The organism is Bradyrhizobium sp. 33ap4, assembly GCF_032654765.1.
GTDB lineage: Bacteria > Pseudomonadota > Alphaproteobacteria > Rhizobiales > Xanthobacteraceae > Bradyrhizobium > Bradyrhizobium australafricanum.
Window position 1 is genome coordinate 1 of the sequence record NZ_JAUMTJ010000104.1, and the last position, 16,634, is coordinate 16,634.

The window sequence follows — 16,634 nt, forward strand, 5'->3', positions numbered from 1 at the left end:
CCAAGCGGTCTTAGGAAGACAACTATAACACTCAACTCCTTGGCTCACAGAACGACATGGCTACGATCCGACTTGGCAGATCATCGCCGATCTGAAGAAGCGCCGCGACGAATTCCAGGTGCAGCTCAAGGCGCAAACCGAAGCCGGCGAAGCGGCCTGGGCACGCAGCAGGACAGAACTCGAGAAGCAATGGAGCGGGTTCGAGGCGCAGATGAAGACCTACTTCGAAAGCGCCGGCAAGCAGCTCGAACAGCAGCAAGCGACCTTCAAGGACATCGCCGCCGCGCAGGCAAAGGCTTGGCGCGAGGCCGCAGACACGTTCCGTGAGGCGGCCGGCAAGGTGGCCGCAACCCACACCGGGGACTTTGATGCAGCCCTCAAGCAGATGAAATCCGATGCATCAGAGGCGGAAGCGCGTCTGCAGCAGCTAAAGCAGGCCGGCAGCGAGTCATTGCTGAGCGCAGCGCTCGCGGAATCCCGCAACGCGTTCGATCGGGCCAACCAAGCGGCTTGGAATGCGCTGAAGGGCTCTAGCTCGAAGAGCTGAGCGCGCTCGCTTTACCAGAGACATATCCCGGGGCGCAGTTAAACGAGCATTGGACCTATCAAGCTGAGCCATGTTCGTGTGCTAAGGCCAGGCTTTGTCGTCCTGCCTCCGATTGATGCATTCGGAGTTGCGACCTTGGAGTGTCATAGCTAGCCCTTGGCATGCATCCCGATACGAACAACGAATTCAAGGCGCACGAAATCGGACAAGATCGTAAACCGGCGCACGAGATCGTAGAAATGGCGGAGAGAGTGTCAGTCAATCCCCATTGAAAGATCTGGAATTCCCGACCTTTCCAGACCAAAACCCACGATTTGAGCACCGGCCTGAAGAGCCGTTCGGTCGGCGCCGCCGCAGCTTCCGCCAAATATCGAAAACAACCCCATGCAAAGTAGCCGGCGGCCCGCCGCAACCGACGGCTTGCACCGAAACCTCGACACGTCGGGCAAATCCGCGGCACAATTTCACCATCCCACCACTCAGATGCAGTTTGACGATGTTATCCGCGGTCGCAGGAGTATCCGCGGTTACAAACCTGATCCAGTACCCAAGGCGCTGATTGCGGAAATCATTGGTTTGGCGATGCCCTTTCTGTTGTCGATGAACACCCAGCCCTGGCAACTCGTTCAATGCCGACTTAGCACAAGCTCTCAAGCAATCTCGCAACGGCCTCCGCCCCGGGGTCAGCATGCCCTGTCAACCGTTCCGCGCTGATGTAGACGGCTCTTCCAGCATGCGCCTTGGACATGGTGGCCGTCAGGTTCGCACCCTCTCTTGCTGCGCGAGCTGCGTCGTTCAGCCCCTGCGGCAAGGCATCAAGGGCGGGCAGTAGCGCGTCGATCATGGTCCTGTCACCCGGTTGCGCGCCACCCACCTCCTGCATCCTGGCCAATCCAACCTTGAGCGCGTCGATCGAGCTGTGGCCGCTTGATACCGCATCGCCTGCCGCAGCGAAGAAGATCGCGAGCAGCACACCCGACGAGCCCCCCATGGTCTGGCTGAGCTCCTGCCCCAGCGTGCGATAGAGTTGCGTGGGGTCCGACAGCGGAAGCTGACCGACGTTTTGGATCAAGGCGCTCGCCGCGCTCGCAAGGGTTGTTCCGGTATCGCCATCTCCTGCTCTGGCATCGAGCGCGTTCAGATCCTCTTCGGCGGCGATCAGCGCCTTGCAGCACCGGATGAGGAATTCCTCGGTCGCAGGATCGGCGGAAGGCGTTGGCCGTACGCGAGCCAACCCATCGGGCAAGGGCACGATGCAAGGCGCCACGAAAGGCTGAAGCCCCGGCCAGCTACGCAGTGGCGTTTCTGTGGTCAGCAGTTTTTCGTCCTCGGCGCTCAGCGAATAAAGTGTGAGCGAAAAGCCATGCATGTCGAGGGCCGTCATCATCGAGGCAGGACCAACGATATGGGACACCGCAGGGCCGAGCGCGGACTGCCGCAATTCTTGTGCAAGAACCGACATTTCAAGGGCTGTCGTAGAGCCGAGATTGTTCAGAAGCGCCGCATAGCCGCTCCCGCTCATTCTTGGGACAAGTCTCGCGACCGCGTCAGCCATGGCCTGACGTGCACCGAGATAGGGCAACTTCGCAGCGCCAGCTTCGCCGTGAATGCCAAGCCCCAGTTCAATCTCTCCCGGCCGGATTCGGTTTTCCTTGGGCGAACCGGGCACCGTGCAAGTGTCCAACGACATCCCGATACTCATGACATTGGAGGCCGCGCGACGCGCGGCCGCAGTCACGGCCTCGAGGTCGCCTCCGCTCTCGGACACTGCTCCGGCGATCTTGTGCACGAAGAGCGTTCCAGCGATACCCCGAGGACGGCTGATGTCCGGGATGGCGATATCGTCCTGGACAATCACCATGGCCACCTTCCTGCCCAGTGCTCGTGCCCGTTCAGCAGCAAGACCGAAGTTCAGGCGATCGCCGGTGTAATTCTTGACGATGAGGACACAGCCGGCAGCTCCTGTCATGGCCAGGATTCCTGCCAACACCGCGTCAACGGACGGAGAGGCAAAGACGTCGCCACATACGGCCGCCGTCAGCATGCCCGGGCCGACAAAGCCGGCGTGTGCCGGCTCATGCCCGGACCCGCCGCCGGAGATCACGGCGACGCGGGACTGATCCCAATCCGACCGGGCGATCACGCGTATGAATGGGTAACCGTCCAACCTGACAAGCTGGCCGCCAGAAGCGGCAACCAAGCCGTCAAGTGCCTCTTGAACGATGTGTTCCTTGGAGTTGATGAACTGCGCCATTCTGATCGTCTCTTGGTTTGGGCATCAGGTCGAATGCAACTCCTCGCCGGGCATCGGGAGGTGAGTGCCCGGCGAGGTGGCATGGCCGATGCCTGTGCCTGGTCCTTCAGGTGACCGGGATCGCGCCATGCTTCGGTACGCACGCCGCCAGCGTCGCTGGTTCTATCCGTTGATCACGTTGTTGTAGAATTTCGCCTCGACGTCGGCCATGTCGATCGCCGCAAGGTCACTGGGCAGTGCATAAGCGTCAGCATCGGCATAAACCTTCGCCTTGTCGAACTCATTCGCTCCAGCGATGAATTCATTGGTGACATAGCGGGTGGTATCGATGTCGATACTCGACTGGCCGATGGCCTTCAGTATCTTGAAGAAATTGTCCCAGGCCGGAATGTTGTGCTCTCCCCAGCCCGCGCGTGCCGCCATATTGCCCTTGAAGGTGCGGTGAATCTGCATGAGGCTTTCTGTGCCTGCCCGCGGACCGTAGTTTGCCTTGGTCGTCGGCAACGCCTTGAAGACGATATCTGCGGCGGCGCGCGGGTTGCGGTCGGCGAATTCGCTGCCCATCGCCCAGCCCTTCAGGTACTTCTTCAGGAACTTCAGCCGATCGGGATCCTCGAGATCGGACCTCCGCACGACCAACGAATTCGACGGCAGGGGTGAGCCGCGCATGCCCAGCCAGTAGTCGAAATCGAGGCCCTTTGCGCCGAGATCAGCCCTTAGGCCCTCCCATGCGAGGCAGGCATGCCCCTGCCCGCCGGCAAGCGCAGTTGTCCAGGTCGGCCAGCCCGCCTCGACATAGGTGATCTTCTTGGGATTGACGCCGACGGCGGCGAACATTGGGTCGCAGATCGACTGCCAGGCGGCGGACCCCAGAAGCACGGTCTTGCCTTCGAGCTGTTTCAGATCCTTCACTCCCTCGCCTTTGCGGAAAGCGACGTTGAAGAGATCGAGACAACCGCTGCCGAAGACCGAGACGAGGTCCATCCCCACGTTGACTGCGAACGACAGGACGCCCGGCGAGGGAAAGCCGATGTCGGCCTGTTGCACCGCCAGGAATTTCACCACCGCGGTCCCGTCTGAGGGGCCTGGCTCCATACCGGTCTCTACCCCAAGGTCACCGAAGTAGCCCATCTTCTTGGCCACCCAGTAAGGGTAGTCGTCCATCACCTCGATCGTGCCGCGCGGCGAAATCCAGGTGAAGGGTGATTTGTAGGGCTTGGCCTGGGCCGGGCCGGGGTTCAGCAGGCCGCCGCCGAGAACGGTGGTGGTCACAAGGCCGGTGGCGCTGACCTGCAGCAGCCGCCGACGTGTCATCATTTGGTGAGCCATAGGGTCTCCTCCCTCGTTGGTTGGGCCGCAGTGTTTGTCTTTCTCGGGTCGCGCGCGGCGTCTCGCCCGTTTGTAGTCAGCTTTCCCAGCCGGCCAGCCTTTTTCCGAGCCAGAAAAAGAAGGCGTAGATCGTGATCCCGGTGACAGCGAGGATCACGATGCAAGCAAAGAACTCCGGCATGCGAAGCGTTGACGAATAAGTCGTCAGGCGGCTGCCAAGCCCGAACCCACCGCCCGACATCTCGGCGCCGACAGCGGTGATCATGCCGAAGATCGCCCCGATCATCAGGCCAACGATCACCATCGGCATGGCCATCGGAATGCGGATCTTGGTAAAGATCTGGAGGGTCGACGCCCCGCAGGATCGCGCCAGCGCAATCTTCATCGCATCGACACGCCGAAATCCGGTGGCTGCGTTGATCATCACCATCGGACCAGACGCAAGAGAGACAGCGATGATCCTCGGCGTGAATCCGAAGCCGAAATTCAAGATCAAGAGCGGCACGAGCGCCAGCATCGGCGTGGTCACCAGCAGCAGGATGTAGGGCGTGATCACTTTTTCCACGAACGGGAATTGCGTAATGACCGCAGCGAGGAGCAACCCGATCGACGCACCGATGGCATAACCAGCAAAGAGCTCGATCAGCGTGAAGGAATAGTGTGCGCAGATAGTCGAGATCTCCTGGGAGAAAAACACGCTGGCGATGGCCGAGGGGGCAGGCAGGATGTATCGCGGCACCTCGAACAGACGCAGCAGCAACTCTCCTCCGCCGATGACGAGCAGGGCCACCGCGATGATCGCGGCGACTTCCTTGGCTCCCTGGTCACCAAGCCCGCTGGCAATTCCCGTTGCGCCCGCGATGCCGGCACCGGTCTGGGTTGTCTGGCTCATGGTGGCACCCCTCATCTTGCCATGACGACCGCTGGCGTGGCCGGCCGTTGGTGCTGAATGTCGTGCTTGATCATGTTTACGAGGTCGAAGAACTCGCGCGATTCCATCAGGGCCAGAGACCTCGGCCGCGGAAACGGAATGTCCACCATTCGCGCGATTTGGCCCGGCCGCGCGCTCATGATGTAGACTTTGTCGGCCAGAAACACCGCCTCTGCGATCGAATGGGTGATCAGGATCACCGTCTTGCGGGACTCGAGCCAGATCTCCTCCACCAGCTTGTTCATCTCGTCACGGGTGAAGGCGTCGAGCGCCCCGAAGGGTTCGTCCATCAACAGGACCGCGGGGTCACTGGCCAGCGCGCGCACGATGGACGCGCGCTGCTGCATCCCTCCCGACAGTTCACGAGGCATCCTGTCGCCGAAACCACCCAGCCCGACCCGCTGCAGGAACGTATCGATCCGCGCTGCGTCCGGGCGTGTTCGGCGAATCTCGAACGGAAGCTCGATGTTCTTGCGGATCGTCCGCCAGGGCAGAAGATTCGCTTCCTGAAACATCATGCCGATACTTGGATGCGGGCCGGTGATCCATTCCTCGCCAAGGGCGATGGCGCCTGAGGTCAGCTTGTGCAATCCCGCGATCGACCAAAGCAGCGTGGTCTTGCCGCAACCCGAAGGACCAACGACGGCGATGAATTCGCCCTGCCGCACGGTCAGATCGACGTCCTTCAGTGCATGGACTTCGCCCGATTGTGTCCTGTAGGTCTTGGTAGCGCCTCTGACGTTGAGCGCCTTGCCTTTGGTCTGTTGCATCTTGCACGCGTCCTCAGGCGCGGTAATCGGGACATGCCCGCCCGTTCCCCGAAGCGACGGCGCTCGGGGGAGATTCAAAACTGAGTGTAGAAATCGTCAGGTGGCTAGCAGCTCGTTCAAGTAACGATCAACCTGCTCCATGTATCGCGGTTCGAATCCGTTCAGGCCCATGTGCCCTTCAGGTGAGTCGATCACCCGAAACAAAGCGTGCGGGACAAGTCGATAGTCGGCCTCGCATTCCTGCGGAGGAAAGAAACTGTCGTGGCTGATCGGCATGACCATTGTCTTTGCCTTCACCCGCGCCAGCGCTCGAGCGAGATCACCCGCGGTGTGCCGCGATACGTCGGCCAGTTGCCACTTGTGCATCTCACACAACAGGACATTGGGATCCATCGGCTCGAAATAGGCCTTCATCACACCGTTGATGAAATCGTCAAGCGACGACATGCCAATTATGCTGCGCCACCGCTCCTCTTGGTAGAACTGCGTGGACCAGGCGAGTGTCGCGACGATCCGCGCCATCCGGTCCATGCCCTCGCGCACAACGACGCCCGAGGCGTACCAGCCGCCGTTCCAGCAGGGATCCGACGTGATCGCCTCCTTCAGGGTTTCGACAAAAACCTGCTGGTGCAGCGAAATGCGGGCCGTCGCAGCAATCGGCGCTGCCCGTTCAACCATCATCGGATAGGCGACAGCCCATTCATAAACCTGTTGCCCGCCCATCGACCCACCGACCACAAGCGCGAGCCGTTCGATGCCGAACAGGTCTGTCAACATCCGGTGCTGGGCGCGGACATCGTCGCCAATGGCAAGCATCGGAAACTTCGCCATCGCCTGTGGCGCGGGCGTGTTCTGCGGCGACGATGACACGCCGCTGCCAAGCTGATCCACGATGACAATGAAGTACCGGTCCGGATCAAGCGCGTGGCTCTGGCCGACATATACGTCCTCCATCACCTTGCCGGTTCCGGAGAACCAGGTCGTCACCAGAATGGCGTTGGATTTCCTTGCGTTCAGCCTCCCGAAGGTACGGTAGGCAAGCTTTGCTCCGCGGAGGGTTTCGCCGCTTTCCAGGATCAGGTTGCCGAGATCGTAGAGCTTGAAATTGCCCTGCGTCTCGGGGCCGTAGAACGGGTTGTTGATCATGGCGCCGCTCTCAGTTCAGGCTTTTCGACACTGCGTTGAGGCCTGCTTGCGCGCAGCTTTCGTCCTGATCCTCGCTGCCGCCACTGACACCGATCCCGCCGACGACATCGCCTGTCGCGGTCTTTATGGGCAGGCCGCCTGCAAACGCCACAAGGCCAGGGACAAAGGCCGCACCCGGCAATCCGGCGTTCACGCCATCGCGCTTCACACCAAAAGACAGGTCGGCAAAGGTCCGGGTCGGTGCAGCATACAGCGACGACGTGATCGCCTTGTTCTGCGCAATGTCCTGCAGGCCTTGCAGGCCCCATCCTGTCGCGCGGCGGCAATCAGCCGCCCCCCGTCGTCAACCACGACGACATTCACCTTCGCGTATCCGGCGGCCGCCTGCGCAGCGAAACAGGCTGCAATCATCGCTTCAGCCGCGTTATAGGTAAGTATCGGCTTGCTCTTTGAGCCCTCGGCCACGCTGAGCGTTGGCAAGCAAGCCATGAGCATTGCTGCCGCAAGCATTTGTCTGGTCATCTCGCCTCCCCCCTTCGCAAGACCATCCGTCCAGGATGATTCAGCGCGGCACGACGCTTCGCGTGCAATACGGGTCTACCAAGCGACGCGTGGGGCCATCTATCGCGAAGGTTCGCGATACCAATCGGAATCGGCGAAGCATGGCTTCGTCGATCCAACATCATGGAATTGCCGGTTTTCGTCAGGAGAGGCGTTCGCTCCGCGATGTCACGAATGCGACCTTCGTCGGCGCTGCTCCCGCGGTGCTTCAGACCGGCGGCAACTCGGTCCGCGCAAGCAGGCTGACCAGGGCGGAGGTGCTTGAAACGCCGGTCTTCTGCCGGATGCTTCTGAGCTGATGATCGATCGTGGAAAAGGACCTGCGGCGAACCCTGGCGATTTCCTTGTAGCTCATGCCCTTCGCGACCAGCGTGGCAACCTCGATTTCTGATTGCGTAAGAGCTGCCAGCCAGGCCGGCGCCGAAAGGCCCATGGACAAGGTCAGTGGATAGCCACCCTGCGCCTCTCCATTCCGGCTCACCGGATCTCGATCGGCAATCTCCTTGGCAACGGCCACGATCGGGTTGAGGACATCGACCACCGTCTGCTCGAAACAGTCGTACAGGCCAGATTCCCAGGGGGCAAAATGTTCAGTCCAGTCGGCGCAGATCAGGCCGTAGCTGCCGCGTCCGGTCCGAAGCGCCCAGGCGAACTTCGACTTCGTCCGGGCTCCCGCAAGCCTTTGCCGCAGTCGCATCGTGATGCGGCTATCCTGCTTGATATCGGCAAAGATCACCGGGTGGGGATCCAGCCACATCGCTTGCATCGCGGCATCCCGATTATCGACGGCTTTGCCGCCGAACGAGGGAACGTCGTAGTTCGCGTCTTTTGCTTCCGCGAAGCCCGGGAAATAGTCCCTCGCCTCGCGCATTCCGAAGCCGGTGTCGACACGCTGACATCGAAGCTCGGCCCGCAGCCAGCTGGTCGCAATCGACCAGCAGCCCGACAGGTCATCAAGATACAGAAGCATGTGGGCGGCCAGATCGCGCGCATGGGCGTTGCGGATCGCACCACAATCAAGAAGCCGGGTGCGCAGCTTCCGCTGCTTTACAAAGACATCCTCGCGGAAATCGTCTGCAAAGGTTGGGATATGCCACGCTTCATGGCTTTGCGCGCCCAACAACTCCTCCCTGTTTCGACTTCCCATCTCGCGGGCGTACGGCTGGCGAAATTTACGGGAGATGGGCACCGGGCGACAAGATGCTCTTCCTTCGATCTTATGCCACCCCCCTTCTAAGTCAAATCCGGATCGGCCAGTGCAGGATCGATAGTGTCGTTTTTGTCCTAGCTTCTCGTGGGGCGAAGAATAAGCGAGGTTCACGATCTCTTTGAAGGTAGGACCACCTTGTCACGGCCTCGGCTGGCCCCAAAAAAAGCCCGCTCCTCGCAAGAGGAGCGGGCTCGGTCATGGCGTCCATGACCAGTCCAGGGAGGAACGTCCCATGCGGGACAACGGAGCGCACGCGGCAGTGGCGCGGCGCAATTCGCAAAAGCGGCCATCGCAGCGGGCTGAAGGCAGCATGCCCTCGTTGACGCGGACTACGTCAACACCATCTCGCGCTTCTGGATGACGGAAAAGATGTCCGCCACTTTTTCCGCGAGCGCCGTTCCAAGGTCAGCATTGTTTTTGGCAGTGAAATGAATGCCATCCACTCCATCGGTCGAGATCACGCTCCCGGCATCGAGGAAATCGACCTTCAGGAAAGCCGCTAGTGATCTGTACTGCTTGGCGAGTTCAACCGTCTTCTCGCGACCACCTTCGAACATTCCCTGAAACCACGGGTCCGGCAAATCGGCGAGTGGGGGCGGCGAAACGATGAGCACTTTGGGCGCGGGATACACCGTTCCTACTCCGCCGCCCGAGGTGAGCACCTGCCCCGCCAGCTTGGACATACCGACCGCGATTTCGTAAGGGGTGCGGCGAAAATAGCTCTTCGTATCGTTGGTCCCGAGCATGAGGATGACGAGATCCAGCGGAAGATGACTTGCAATGGCGGATGGAAGATAGGCCGACCCGTTCAGCCGTGGATCCGCTGGATCATCGAGCGACGTCGTGCGTGCGCTCAAGCCCTCCTCGATGATTTCATAGTCCGGTCCGAGTTTCGCCGCCATGGCTCCCGTCCACCGCTCCGCATAGGGAAAACGCGTCGTCGGCGAGCCCTCCGGGACGGCAACCCATCCCCAGGTAAGCGAGTCTCCAAAGCACAGGATACGTTTCGTCATCGGTCCCTCACGAGTTTGATTTGGAACGAACGCCATAGAAGACGGCGGCGAGAAGAATGATGAGCCCCTGGACAATGAGCTTGCCGGGCTCCTGAACGCCCATGGTCGTCATGACCACGAACAAGAGAGCGAAGCAGAGCACGCCGACGAATGGTCCCCAGACTTGCGCGGGTCGGCCGAAGACCACGCCGCCCAGAATCGTTGCCGCGATCGAGTTCATGACGAGTTCAGGTCCGAACCGCACGCTTCCGACGGCTATCGAGGATGTCTGGACCAGCGCAGCCACGGCAGACATGAGTCCCGAGATCGCGTGCGCTAGCACGACCGTGCGTTCGACCGGGACGCCCGAAAAATGCGCGGAGACCGGATTGCTACCGATCGACCAGACGAATCGCCCAAACACCGACCTTCTGAGAAACGCGCTCATCAGCCCGGCAAGCACGAACCAGAAGATGACCGGAGCCGGCAGCGTCCCGAGCCGCACATTATAGAGCTGGCGGAACTGGTCCGGGACGTCCCCCGGCGGCTTCCCGTTCGCGAGATATTCGACCAGTCCAATCAGAACGATGTTCACCGCAAGCGTCACGATGACGGCGGAAGCTCTTCGCTTGCCGACGAGAAGCCCGTTCAAAAGCCCGACCGAAAGTCCGACAGCAAGGCAGAGAGGAATGACCTGGAGAATCGGCCGGTCGTAAAGGAGGCAGGAAGAAATCAAGTAATTGACAAGCAGAATGACTCCGCCGGCGGACAGATCGATGGAGCGTGAGGAGATGACGAGCAGTTGCCCCAGAACGACGATGCCGAGCGGCACGACCTGACGGGCGAACGTGCCGAGGATCGCGACATTCATCAGATTGGGCCGCATCATCCACAAGGTGACGAGGAGCACCGCAACAACGATGTAGGAAGGCGGCATCCGCAACGTCACACGAGACAGGCTGTAAAGTCGCTGCATAACCTACAGTCCAATCGTCTTGCGGGGCTGAAGCGAGATGACGGCAAGCAGTATCAGCCCCTTCACGATGGTCTGTATGAAGGCAGAGACATTGAGCAGGTTCATGCCGTTCGCAATGACGGCAAGAAGCGCACAGCCGACGACGGTGCCGTGAAGGCTGCCGATCCCCCCGGCAAGCTGGGTGCCGCCAAGCGCAACGGCCGTGATTGAATCCACCGCATATTGTGCCCCGATGTTTGGGTCGCCCGAAACGATGCGGCCCGCCAGGAAGATCCCGGCGACCGCGGCGAAACAGGAACTCAGGACGTATGCCGCGACGACATTGCGCTGCTCGGCGATGCCGAAGGTGCCAGCCGTTTCACCTCCACCAATCGCAAAGAGGTGCAAGCCGAAGCGGGAGCCGTGCACCACCTTCCAGGCGACCAGGATTGCGGCAGCAACCCATAGGACAGGCATGTAGATGCCGAAAACCTTACCGCTCACGAGGAACAGAATCTCCGATGGCACTGCACCGCCGGCAGAGGGGCGCACAAACATCGCGACGCCCTGCACGATGCCGGTCATCGAGAGGGTCGCGATGATCGGATGCACCCTGAACGAGGTGACTGAAATTCCGTTCAGGAGCCCGATCGCCACGGCCGCGAGGATGACGGCGGGCACCGAAACATAGGCCGGAGCATTGAGCGACAGAATTCCCGTCGTCAGGCTGACGACGGAGCCGACCGACAGATCGAGCCCTCTGACGAGGATCACGATCATCTGTCCTATGCTCACGAGGATGAGTGGCGCTGCTTGTGCGACCAAGTTGAGAATGTTCTGCGAGCTCGCGAACTCGGCCGTCGAGAGGGTCAGGCCCGCACAACAGGCCAGCGCCGCGACCAGCGGAACGGTCCACAACCCGTGCCGGGAATTTGCGCCGAGAAACATGCGACCAAGGTGGCTCATCACTATCGTGTCCGCTCAACCACGCAGGGCAGCTTCGAGAATGGCATGCTCGGTCGCCGATCTGGCCGGCATTTCGGTCACCACATGCTTGTCGTGGATCACGTAGAGGCGGTCACAAAGCCCGATCAGCTCCAGGGTCTCCCGCGAGAGGACGACGACCGAGCCGCCAGCGTTCGCGTAGTCGCGAAGTAGCCTGTAAATCTCGGCCTTCGCGCCAACGTCGACGCCACGGGTCGGCTCCTCGATGATCAGTATGTCGGCGCCCAAGGCCAGATATCGCCCCAGCAAAACCTTTTGCTGATTTCCGCCCGAGAGCGCGTTGACCGGAAGGGACGGTCTTGCGGCCTTTATGGATAGGTTCTTCATCGAGTTCGCGATCACCTCGCGATGAGCCGCGGCCGGCTTCAGCTCGAAATGCCGGCTGTGCAGACCGATGGTGAGATTGTGCGCCAGCGAGAGGTCAAGAAACAGTCCTTCGAGCTTTCTGTCCTCGGGCACAAAGCCGAGGCCCAGCGCCTGCATCTCTCGAATGCCTAGCTCTTCCGAGAGCGGCAGGGCAAACTCCCGCCCCCTGACGGCCACCTTGCCACCGTGGGGCGCATATTGTCCGATGAGCGATCTGACAAGCTCACGCTGCCCTTGTCCCTCCAGGCCCGCAAGCGCGACGATCTCGCCGCGCCGGAGCACGATTGAAGAGGGCGTCGCCTCCGGCGTCAATCGCAGGCCATCGATCGAAAGAACGACCTCCCCGTCCGTCCGATCCGGCTTCGGCGGGAACAACTCACTCAGCTCCCGCCCCACCATCATCGCGATCAGTTGCTTGGGGGTGATCGACGATACCGGCACGGCATCGACATTCCGACCATCCTTCAGCACGGTGATCGTGTCGCAGATCTTGAAGATTTCCTCCATGCGGTGAGAAATGTAGACGACCGCCTTCTGCTCCTTCTTGAGCGCGAGAATCTGAGCATTGAGAACCTCGACATCGGCGGCGTTGAGCGCGGCCGTCGGCTCGTCGAGAATGACCACGTCGGCGCGTGCCGAGATGCCACGCGCGATCTCGACAAATTGTCGCTCCGCGATCGTAAGATTTCCGACGAGCGTCGCCGGATCAAGATCCAGGCCGAGCTCACGCAGGATGTCTTTCGCCTGCCGCTCCATGCGGGCCGTGTCGGTCGTGCCGAACTTCGTGACCGGCTCCTTGCCAAGATACATATTCTCGGCAATCGACAGATTGGGAAGCAGCGAGTGCTCCTGGAACACCGTCGATACTCCGGCATCGAGCGCCTCACGAGGTGAGGCAAAGCGGACGATGTGACCATTCTTCCGAATCATGCCGGCATCAGGCTGAACGACGCCTGCCAAGACCTTCATGAGGGTCGACTTGCCGGCTCCGTTTTCGCCCATGAGCGCATGAACCGATCCGGGAAGCAGTTGAAAATCGACGTTCTCGAGCGCGGCAATGCCCCCAAAGGACTTCGAGATCGATGTCATCTGGACAAGCGGTTGTATGGTCACGCTTCGATCCAATGCTTGTATTGATGGAAGGTGGGTGCCGGCGCACAAGAATGAGCGCCGACACCGGCAAAGATCAGCGCTTGCCGTAGTACCTCTGCAGATCTTGCTCCGTCAGGCTGGTCGGAAACCAGACGTTCGCGCTCAGATCTTTGCGGTAGAATTTCTTGGCTTTCTCCAGATCCCAGCCTTCGGGCTCATAGATGTACCGCTTGTGGAGTTGCTTGCCCTCAAGCAAAGCGACCACGGCGCGCACGCCAGCCGCCCCCTGTTCCGGTCCATACTCCGGCGAGATGGAAGGGAAGCCGAGCTCGATCCAACGGGCGAAAAAGCCGTTGTTGCCCTCGCCCGTGATTGGCGGAATCTTCGCGCCATACTGCTGGAAGACATCGACACAGGCGCGGGTCATATCGGCACCCGATGACCAGATACCGTCGACCTTCGGATTGTTCAGATAAAGGGTCTCGCACACCTGCTTGCCGACGTCATATTGCCACTTGCCGGCATCTTCCGCGATGATCTTGACGTCAGTACCTTTGATCGATTCCAGAAGGCCCTTGTAGCGGTTGATGTCCTCGGGGTGCGCCGGCAGTCCACGCAGGACCCAGATATTTCCCTTGCCACCGAGTTGCTTGACAAGGAAGTCCCCCATCACCTTTCCGAAGTGGACCCCCCCTCCCTGGATATCGACGGTGTACTTGTCAGTCTCGGTAAGACCGGTGTGCACGATGACGGGGATGCCGGCGGCGACCGCTTTTTCAATGCCGGCATCGGCAGAGGTCGGCGTCAGCGGCGTCACGATGATCGCGTCGACCTTCTGCGCGATTAGATCTTCGATATCGGCGACCTGCTTGGCTTGGCTTATATTGGCGTCCAGAAGAATGAATTGACCGACTCTTTTGTCGAGCTTGGCGGCCGCTTCCGCGTCGTGTGCCATCTGGACTGTCCAGGTGTTGGCATTGACGCCGAAATGGCTCATGCCGATCTTCCATGGACCGTCCTTTTTGAACTGATTCGGCGCCGTGACGCGCTCATCGCCTGGCCGCGGCATGACACCCTGCATCAGATTCACTTCCTGTGCGCGAGCTTCCGTCCAACTGACCAACGTCGCAGCGATCAGCCCTGCGACTAATCTCAATCCTTGGTGCATGAATCCCTCCTTCACCGCACGCGATGCGCAATTCTTTTCAGTAGAGGGAAGCAGAGCGCAGGCCGGCGCGCGCCTTCCCGCGACATCGCAGGACGACGTTGTCAGATCCATTCAAGTCGATGGATCGGCTCCTGTCGACGAAGAGCTGCCTCTTGGTGTTCTACTCCCAATGCTGACGGGCTTTCAGTCCGCCGCCAGCTTACGAGTGCATAGTGAAACGTCGTTTGTCAATAGTTATTCAGATTGAATGATCAATTGATTTATTGCACACTTTCGGTGGTGAGGACAATGTAGGACCGAAAAAGCACGGAGATTCAGGACCATGCGGGTGCGTTCGGTTCTATGTTTCGGCGATTCCAATACTCACGGCCAAATACCGGGGCGCGGGCCGCTCGAACGCTACGATCGCGCCACCCGATGGCCGGGTGTGCTTCAGGCCGAACTTGGGTCGAGATGGTACGTCATCGAAGAGGGGTTGAGCGGACGGACGACCGTTCATGACGACCCCATCGAGGGCACTCACAAGAACGGTCGGACGTATCTACGCCCGTGCATCCAAAGCCACACGATCCTCGATCTCGTGATCATCATGCTCGGCACCAATGACCTCAAGGTGCGATTCAACAAGCCACCTTCGGAGGTCGCAATGGGAATGGGATGTTTGATCTACGACATACGAGAATTGGCGCCAGGGCCGGGTGGAAGCGTGCCCGAGATCATGATCGTCGCCCCTCCCCCTATGCTAGATGACATCAAGGAGTGGAAATCAATCTTTGCGGGGGGACCGGAGAAGTCACGACAGCTCGGCCTTGAATTCGAAATCATGGCGGATTCCCTGGGCGTGCATTTTTTCAACGCAGGGACGGTATGCCAATGCGATGAAGCAGACGGATTTCATCTCAACGCCGGCGCGCATCGCGCACTTGGGGTAGCGCTGGCGCAGGAGATCGATGCGATCGGATGGCCGGCTGGTGATTCTCAGCGCTGAGCAAATCCCTGCCTGAGTTCTTCTGAGAGGAGCAGTTCCTTGCCTGACATGCGATTTGCGCCACCAAACCCGCTGCGGATCGCAGACCGGGCGAGCGGCCTGAATGCGCCCAGCGTGAGAAGCTACAATGAACGACTTGTGCTCTCATTGCTGCTGCAGAGCGCCGGAATTTCACGTCTCGAAATCGGAGAAAAGACCGGCCTTTCCGCGCAGACAGTATCCGTCATCGTGCGTTCACTGGAGCAGGAAGGTCTCGTCTCGAAAGGGGAGGCGCAGCGTGGTCGGGTCGGCCCGCCGACCATTCCCCTCTCGCTCAATCCAAAAGGAGCCTTCTCGATCGGTGTGAGCTTCGGCGAGAGCGAGACCGACATTGCCATCATCGATTTCATCGGACAGGTTCAACACCACGCCGCCCATCCATACTCCGCCTTGCGTGGAACTGGCGTGCTCGCTGTAAAGATCGAGGAGGCTCTACAGGCCCTTCCGTCCTCGTACCGCACCCGGGTTGCTGGCATTGGACTGGCGGCTCCAAACGAGGCGGGCTCACCACACCACGTGAGAGATCTCTTGGGGAGCGATCTGGTAGATCTGCAAGCCAGCATCGAGAGTACCCTCAATCTTTCCGTGTACATCCAGGATGATATTACGGCGGCTGCGGGCGGGGAAAGCCTGTTCGGCGTGGCGCGCTCCCTGCCCGATTTTCTCTTCTTCTATCTGGGCTCTCACCTGCATAGCCGCCTAGTCCTGAACTATCAGATTCACAGGGGGAGATTCGGCATGAGCCACGACGTCGGACTGCAGCGTTTGCGAGAGGAATTGAAGCGGCATGGGCTCGTGCTCAATGACATCGGATCCAAAACCCTGCCGAAGGCTGCCGCGGAGTACTACGCCGAATGGCGCCGCCTATGCTGTCGCCAGTTCGTCGGATCAGTTCGCTCCCTCCTGAGCTTTGTCAGTTTCAACTCCGTGGTCGTCTCGAGCTACGCACCACCGAAACTCGGAGAAGCCCTGTGCTCCCAGCTTCATGAGGAGGTCCCTGAGGTGAATTTCCTCTACGGAGCGAACTCTGTCGCGCCAAAGGCTGTCGGCGCAGCCAATTTGCCATACCACTCGCGCTTTATGGTGCAGTAGGGAGCGTCATACCGATCTCTTACCTGCGTAAGGATCGCGTGGTGTTCAACTCCTGGCGCAGATCAAAGCCGTGGCTTAGACACCCTATGCTCGCATCGCCAGCGCGCTACCGCGTCGTCCGTGAAGAATGCGGATTGACTTGAGAAATAAGCAGAATTGGTCTTGATGTAGTATTCGATTTTGCAGGAA

At 60.1% G+C, this 16,634-nt stretch carries 15 protein-coding genes and 1 pseudogene; 4 read left to right on the forward strand and 12 right to left on the reverse strand.

Translation table 11 applies throughout. The features are described 5' to 3' along the window. The first annotated feature begins 79 nt into the window (after positions 1-79). Together Q2M23_RS41595 and Q2M23_RS41600 are read left to right on the forward strand one after the other, a co-directional pair. Positions 80-547: a hypothetical protein gene (locus Q2M23_RS41595; protein ID WP_316399200.1), complete on the forward strand. Its 468-nt coding sequence runs from the start codon at positions 80-82 to the stop codon at positions 545-547. Positions 548-1,030: 483 nt separating this feature from the next. Continuing rightward, a pseudogene (locus tag Q2M23_RS41600) lies at positions 1,031-1,165 on the forward strand (nitroreductase family protein); the annotation flags it as partial. A 19-nt stretch (positions 1,166-1,184) separates the two neighbouring features. Here Q2M23_RS41600 and Q2M23_RS41605 read toward each other — a convergent pair. The 12 genes from Q2M23_RS41605 to Q2M23_RS41660 all read right to left on the reverse strand — a co-directional run bounded on the left by Q2M23_RS41605 (position 1,185) and on the right by Q2M23_RS41660 (position 14,326). Then, on the reverse strand, positions 1,185-2,801 hold the full coding sequence (locus Q2M23_RS41605) for a dihydroxyacetone kinase subunit DhaK (RefSeq protein WP_316399186.1): 1,617 nt from the start codon (positions 2,799-2,801) through the stop codon (positions 1,185-1,187). 162 nt (positions 2,802-2,963) lie between these two features. Further along, the gene (locus tag Q2M23_RS41610; RefSeq protein WP_316399187.1) at positions 2,964-4,130 is read right to left on the reverse strand and encodes an ABC transporter substrate-binding protein; all 1,167 of its coding nucleotides are present in this window, start codon (positions 4,128-4,130) and stop codon (positions 2,964-2,966) included. A 76-nt stretch (positions 4,131-4,206) separates the two neighbouring features. Further along, positions 4,207-4,920, reverse strand: a complete 714-nt coding sequence (locus Q2M23_RS41615; RefSeq protein WP_316399188.1) for an ABC transporter permease — start codon at positions 4,918-4,920, stop codon at positions 4,207-4,209. 113 nt (positions 4,921-5,033) lie between these two features. Continuing rightward, on the reverse strand, positions 5,034-5,909 hold the full coding sequence (locus tag Q2M23_RS41620) for an ABC transporter ATP-binding protein (protein ID WP_316399190.1): 876 nt from the start codon (positions 5,907-5,909) through the stop codon (positions 5,034-5,036). A gap of 18 nt (positions 5,910-5,927) precedes the next feature. Continuing rightward, on the reverse strand, positions 5,928-6,977 hold the full coding sequence (locus Q2M23_RS41625; protein ID WP_316399192.1) for an alpha/beta fold hydrolase: 1,050 nt from the start codon (positions 6,975-6,977) through the stop codon (positions 5,928-5,930). Between the two features lie 10 nt (positions 6,978-6,987). Further along, positions 6,988-7,278: a heme-binding protein gene (locus Q2M23_RS44320; RefSeq protein ID WP_410469837.1), complete on the reverse strand. Its 291-nt coding sequence runs from the start codon at positions 7,276-7,278 to the stop codon at positions 6,988-6,990. Positions 7,279-7,746: 468 nt separating this feature from the next. Beyond that, on the reverse strand, positions 7,747-8,658 hold the full coding sequence (locus tag Q2M23_RS41635) for a helix-turn-helix domain-containing protein (protein ID WP_316399195.1): 912 nt from the start codon (positions 8,656-8,658) through the stop codon (positions 7,747-7,749). 419 nt (positions 8,659-9,077) lie between these two features. Continuing rightward, a complete protein-coding gene (locus Q2M23_RS41640) occupies positions 9,078-9,761 on the reverse strand; it encodes an SGNH/GDSL hydrolase family protein (protein WP_316399197.1) in 684 nt (227 codons plus the stop codon). Positions 9,762-9,768: 7 nt separating this feature from the next. Beyond that, positions 9,769-10,716 (reverse strand): ABC transporter permease, encoded by a 948-nt coding sequence (locus Q2M23_RS41645; protein ID WP_316399198.1) that lies wholly within the window; start codon positions 10,714-10,716, stop codon positions 9,769-9,771. 3 nt (positions 10,717-10,719) lie between these two features. Continuing rightward, entirely contained in the window at positions 10,720-11,643 is a 924-nt protein-coding gene (locus Q2M23_RS41650) for an ABC transporter permease (RefSeq protein WP_246786836.1), read from the reverse strand. Positions 11,644-11,676: 33 nt separating this feature from the next. Further along, entirely contained in the window at positions 11,677-13,173 is a 1,497-nt protein-coding gene (locus Q2M23_RS41655) for a sugar ABC transporter ATP-binding protein (RefSeq protein WP_316399201.1), read from the reverse strand. 79 nt (positions 13,174-13,252) lie between these two features. After that, complete coding sequence (locus Q2M23_RS41660) at positions 13,253-14,326, reverse strand: ABC transporter substrate-binding protein (protein ID WP_168856804.1); 1,074 nt, start codon at positions 14,324-14,326, stop codon at positions 13,253-13,255. A gap of 322 nt (positions 14,327-14,648) precedes the next feature. Here Q2M23_RS41660 and Q2M23_RS41665 point away from each other — a divergent pair, with 322 nt between their 5' ends. Beyond that, positions 14,649-15,314: an SGNH/GDSL hydrolase family protein gene (locus Q2M23_RS41665; RefSeq protein ID WP_200844587.1), complete on the forward strand. Its 666-nt coding sequence runs from the start codon at positions 14,649-14,651 to the stop codon at positions 15,312-15,314. Positions 15,315-15,362: 48 nt separating this feature from the next. Continuing rightward, positions 15,363-16,445, forward strand: a complete 1,083-nt coding sequence (locus Q2M23_RS41670; RefSeq protein WP_253641053.1) for an ROK family transcriptional regulator — start codon at positions 15,363-15,365, stop codon at positions 16,443-16,445. The last annotated feature ends 189 nt before the right edge of the window (positions 16,446-16,634 follow it).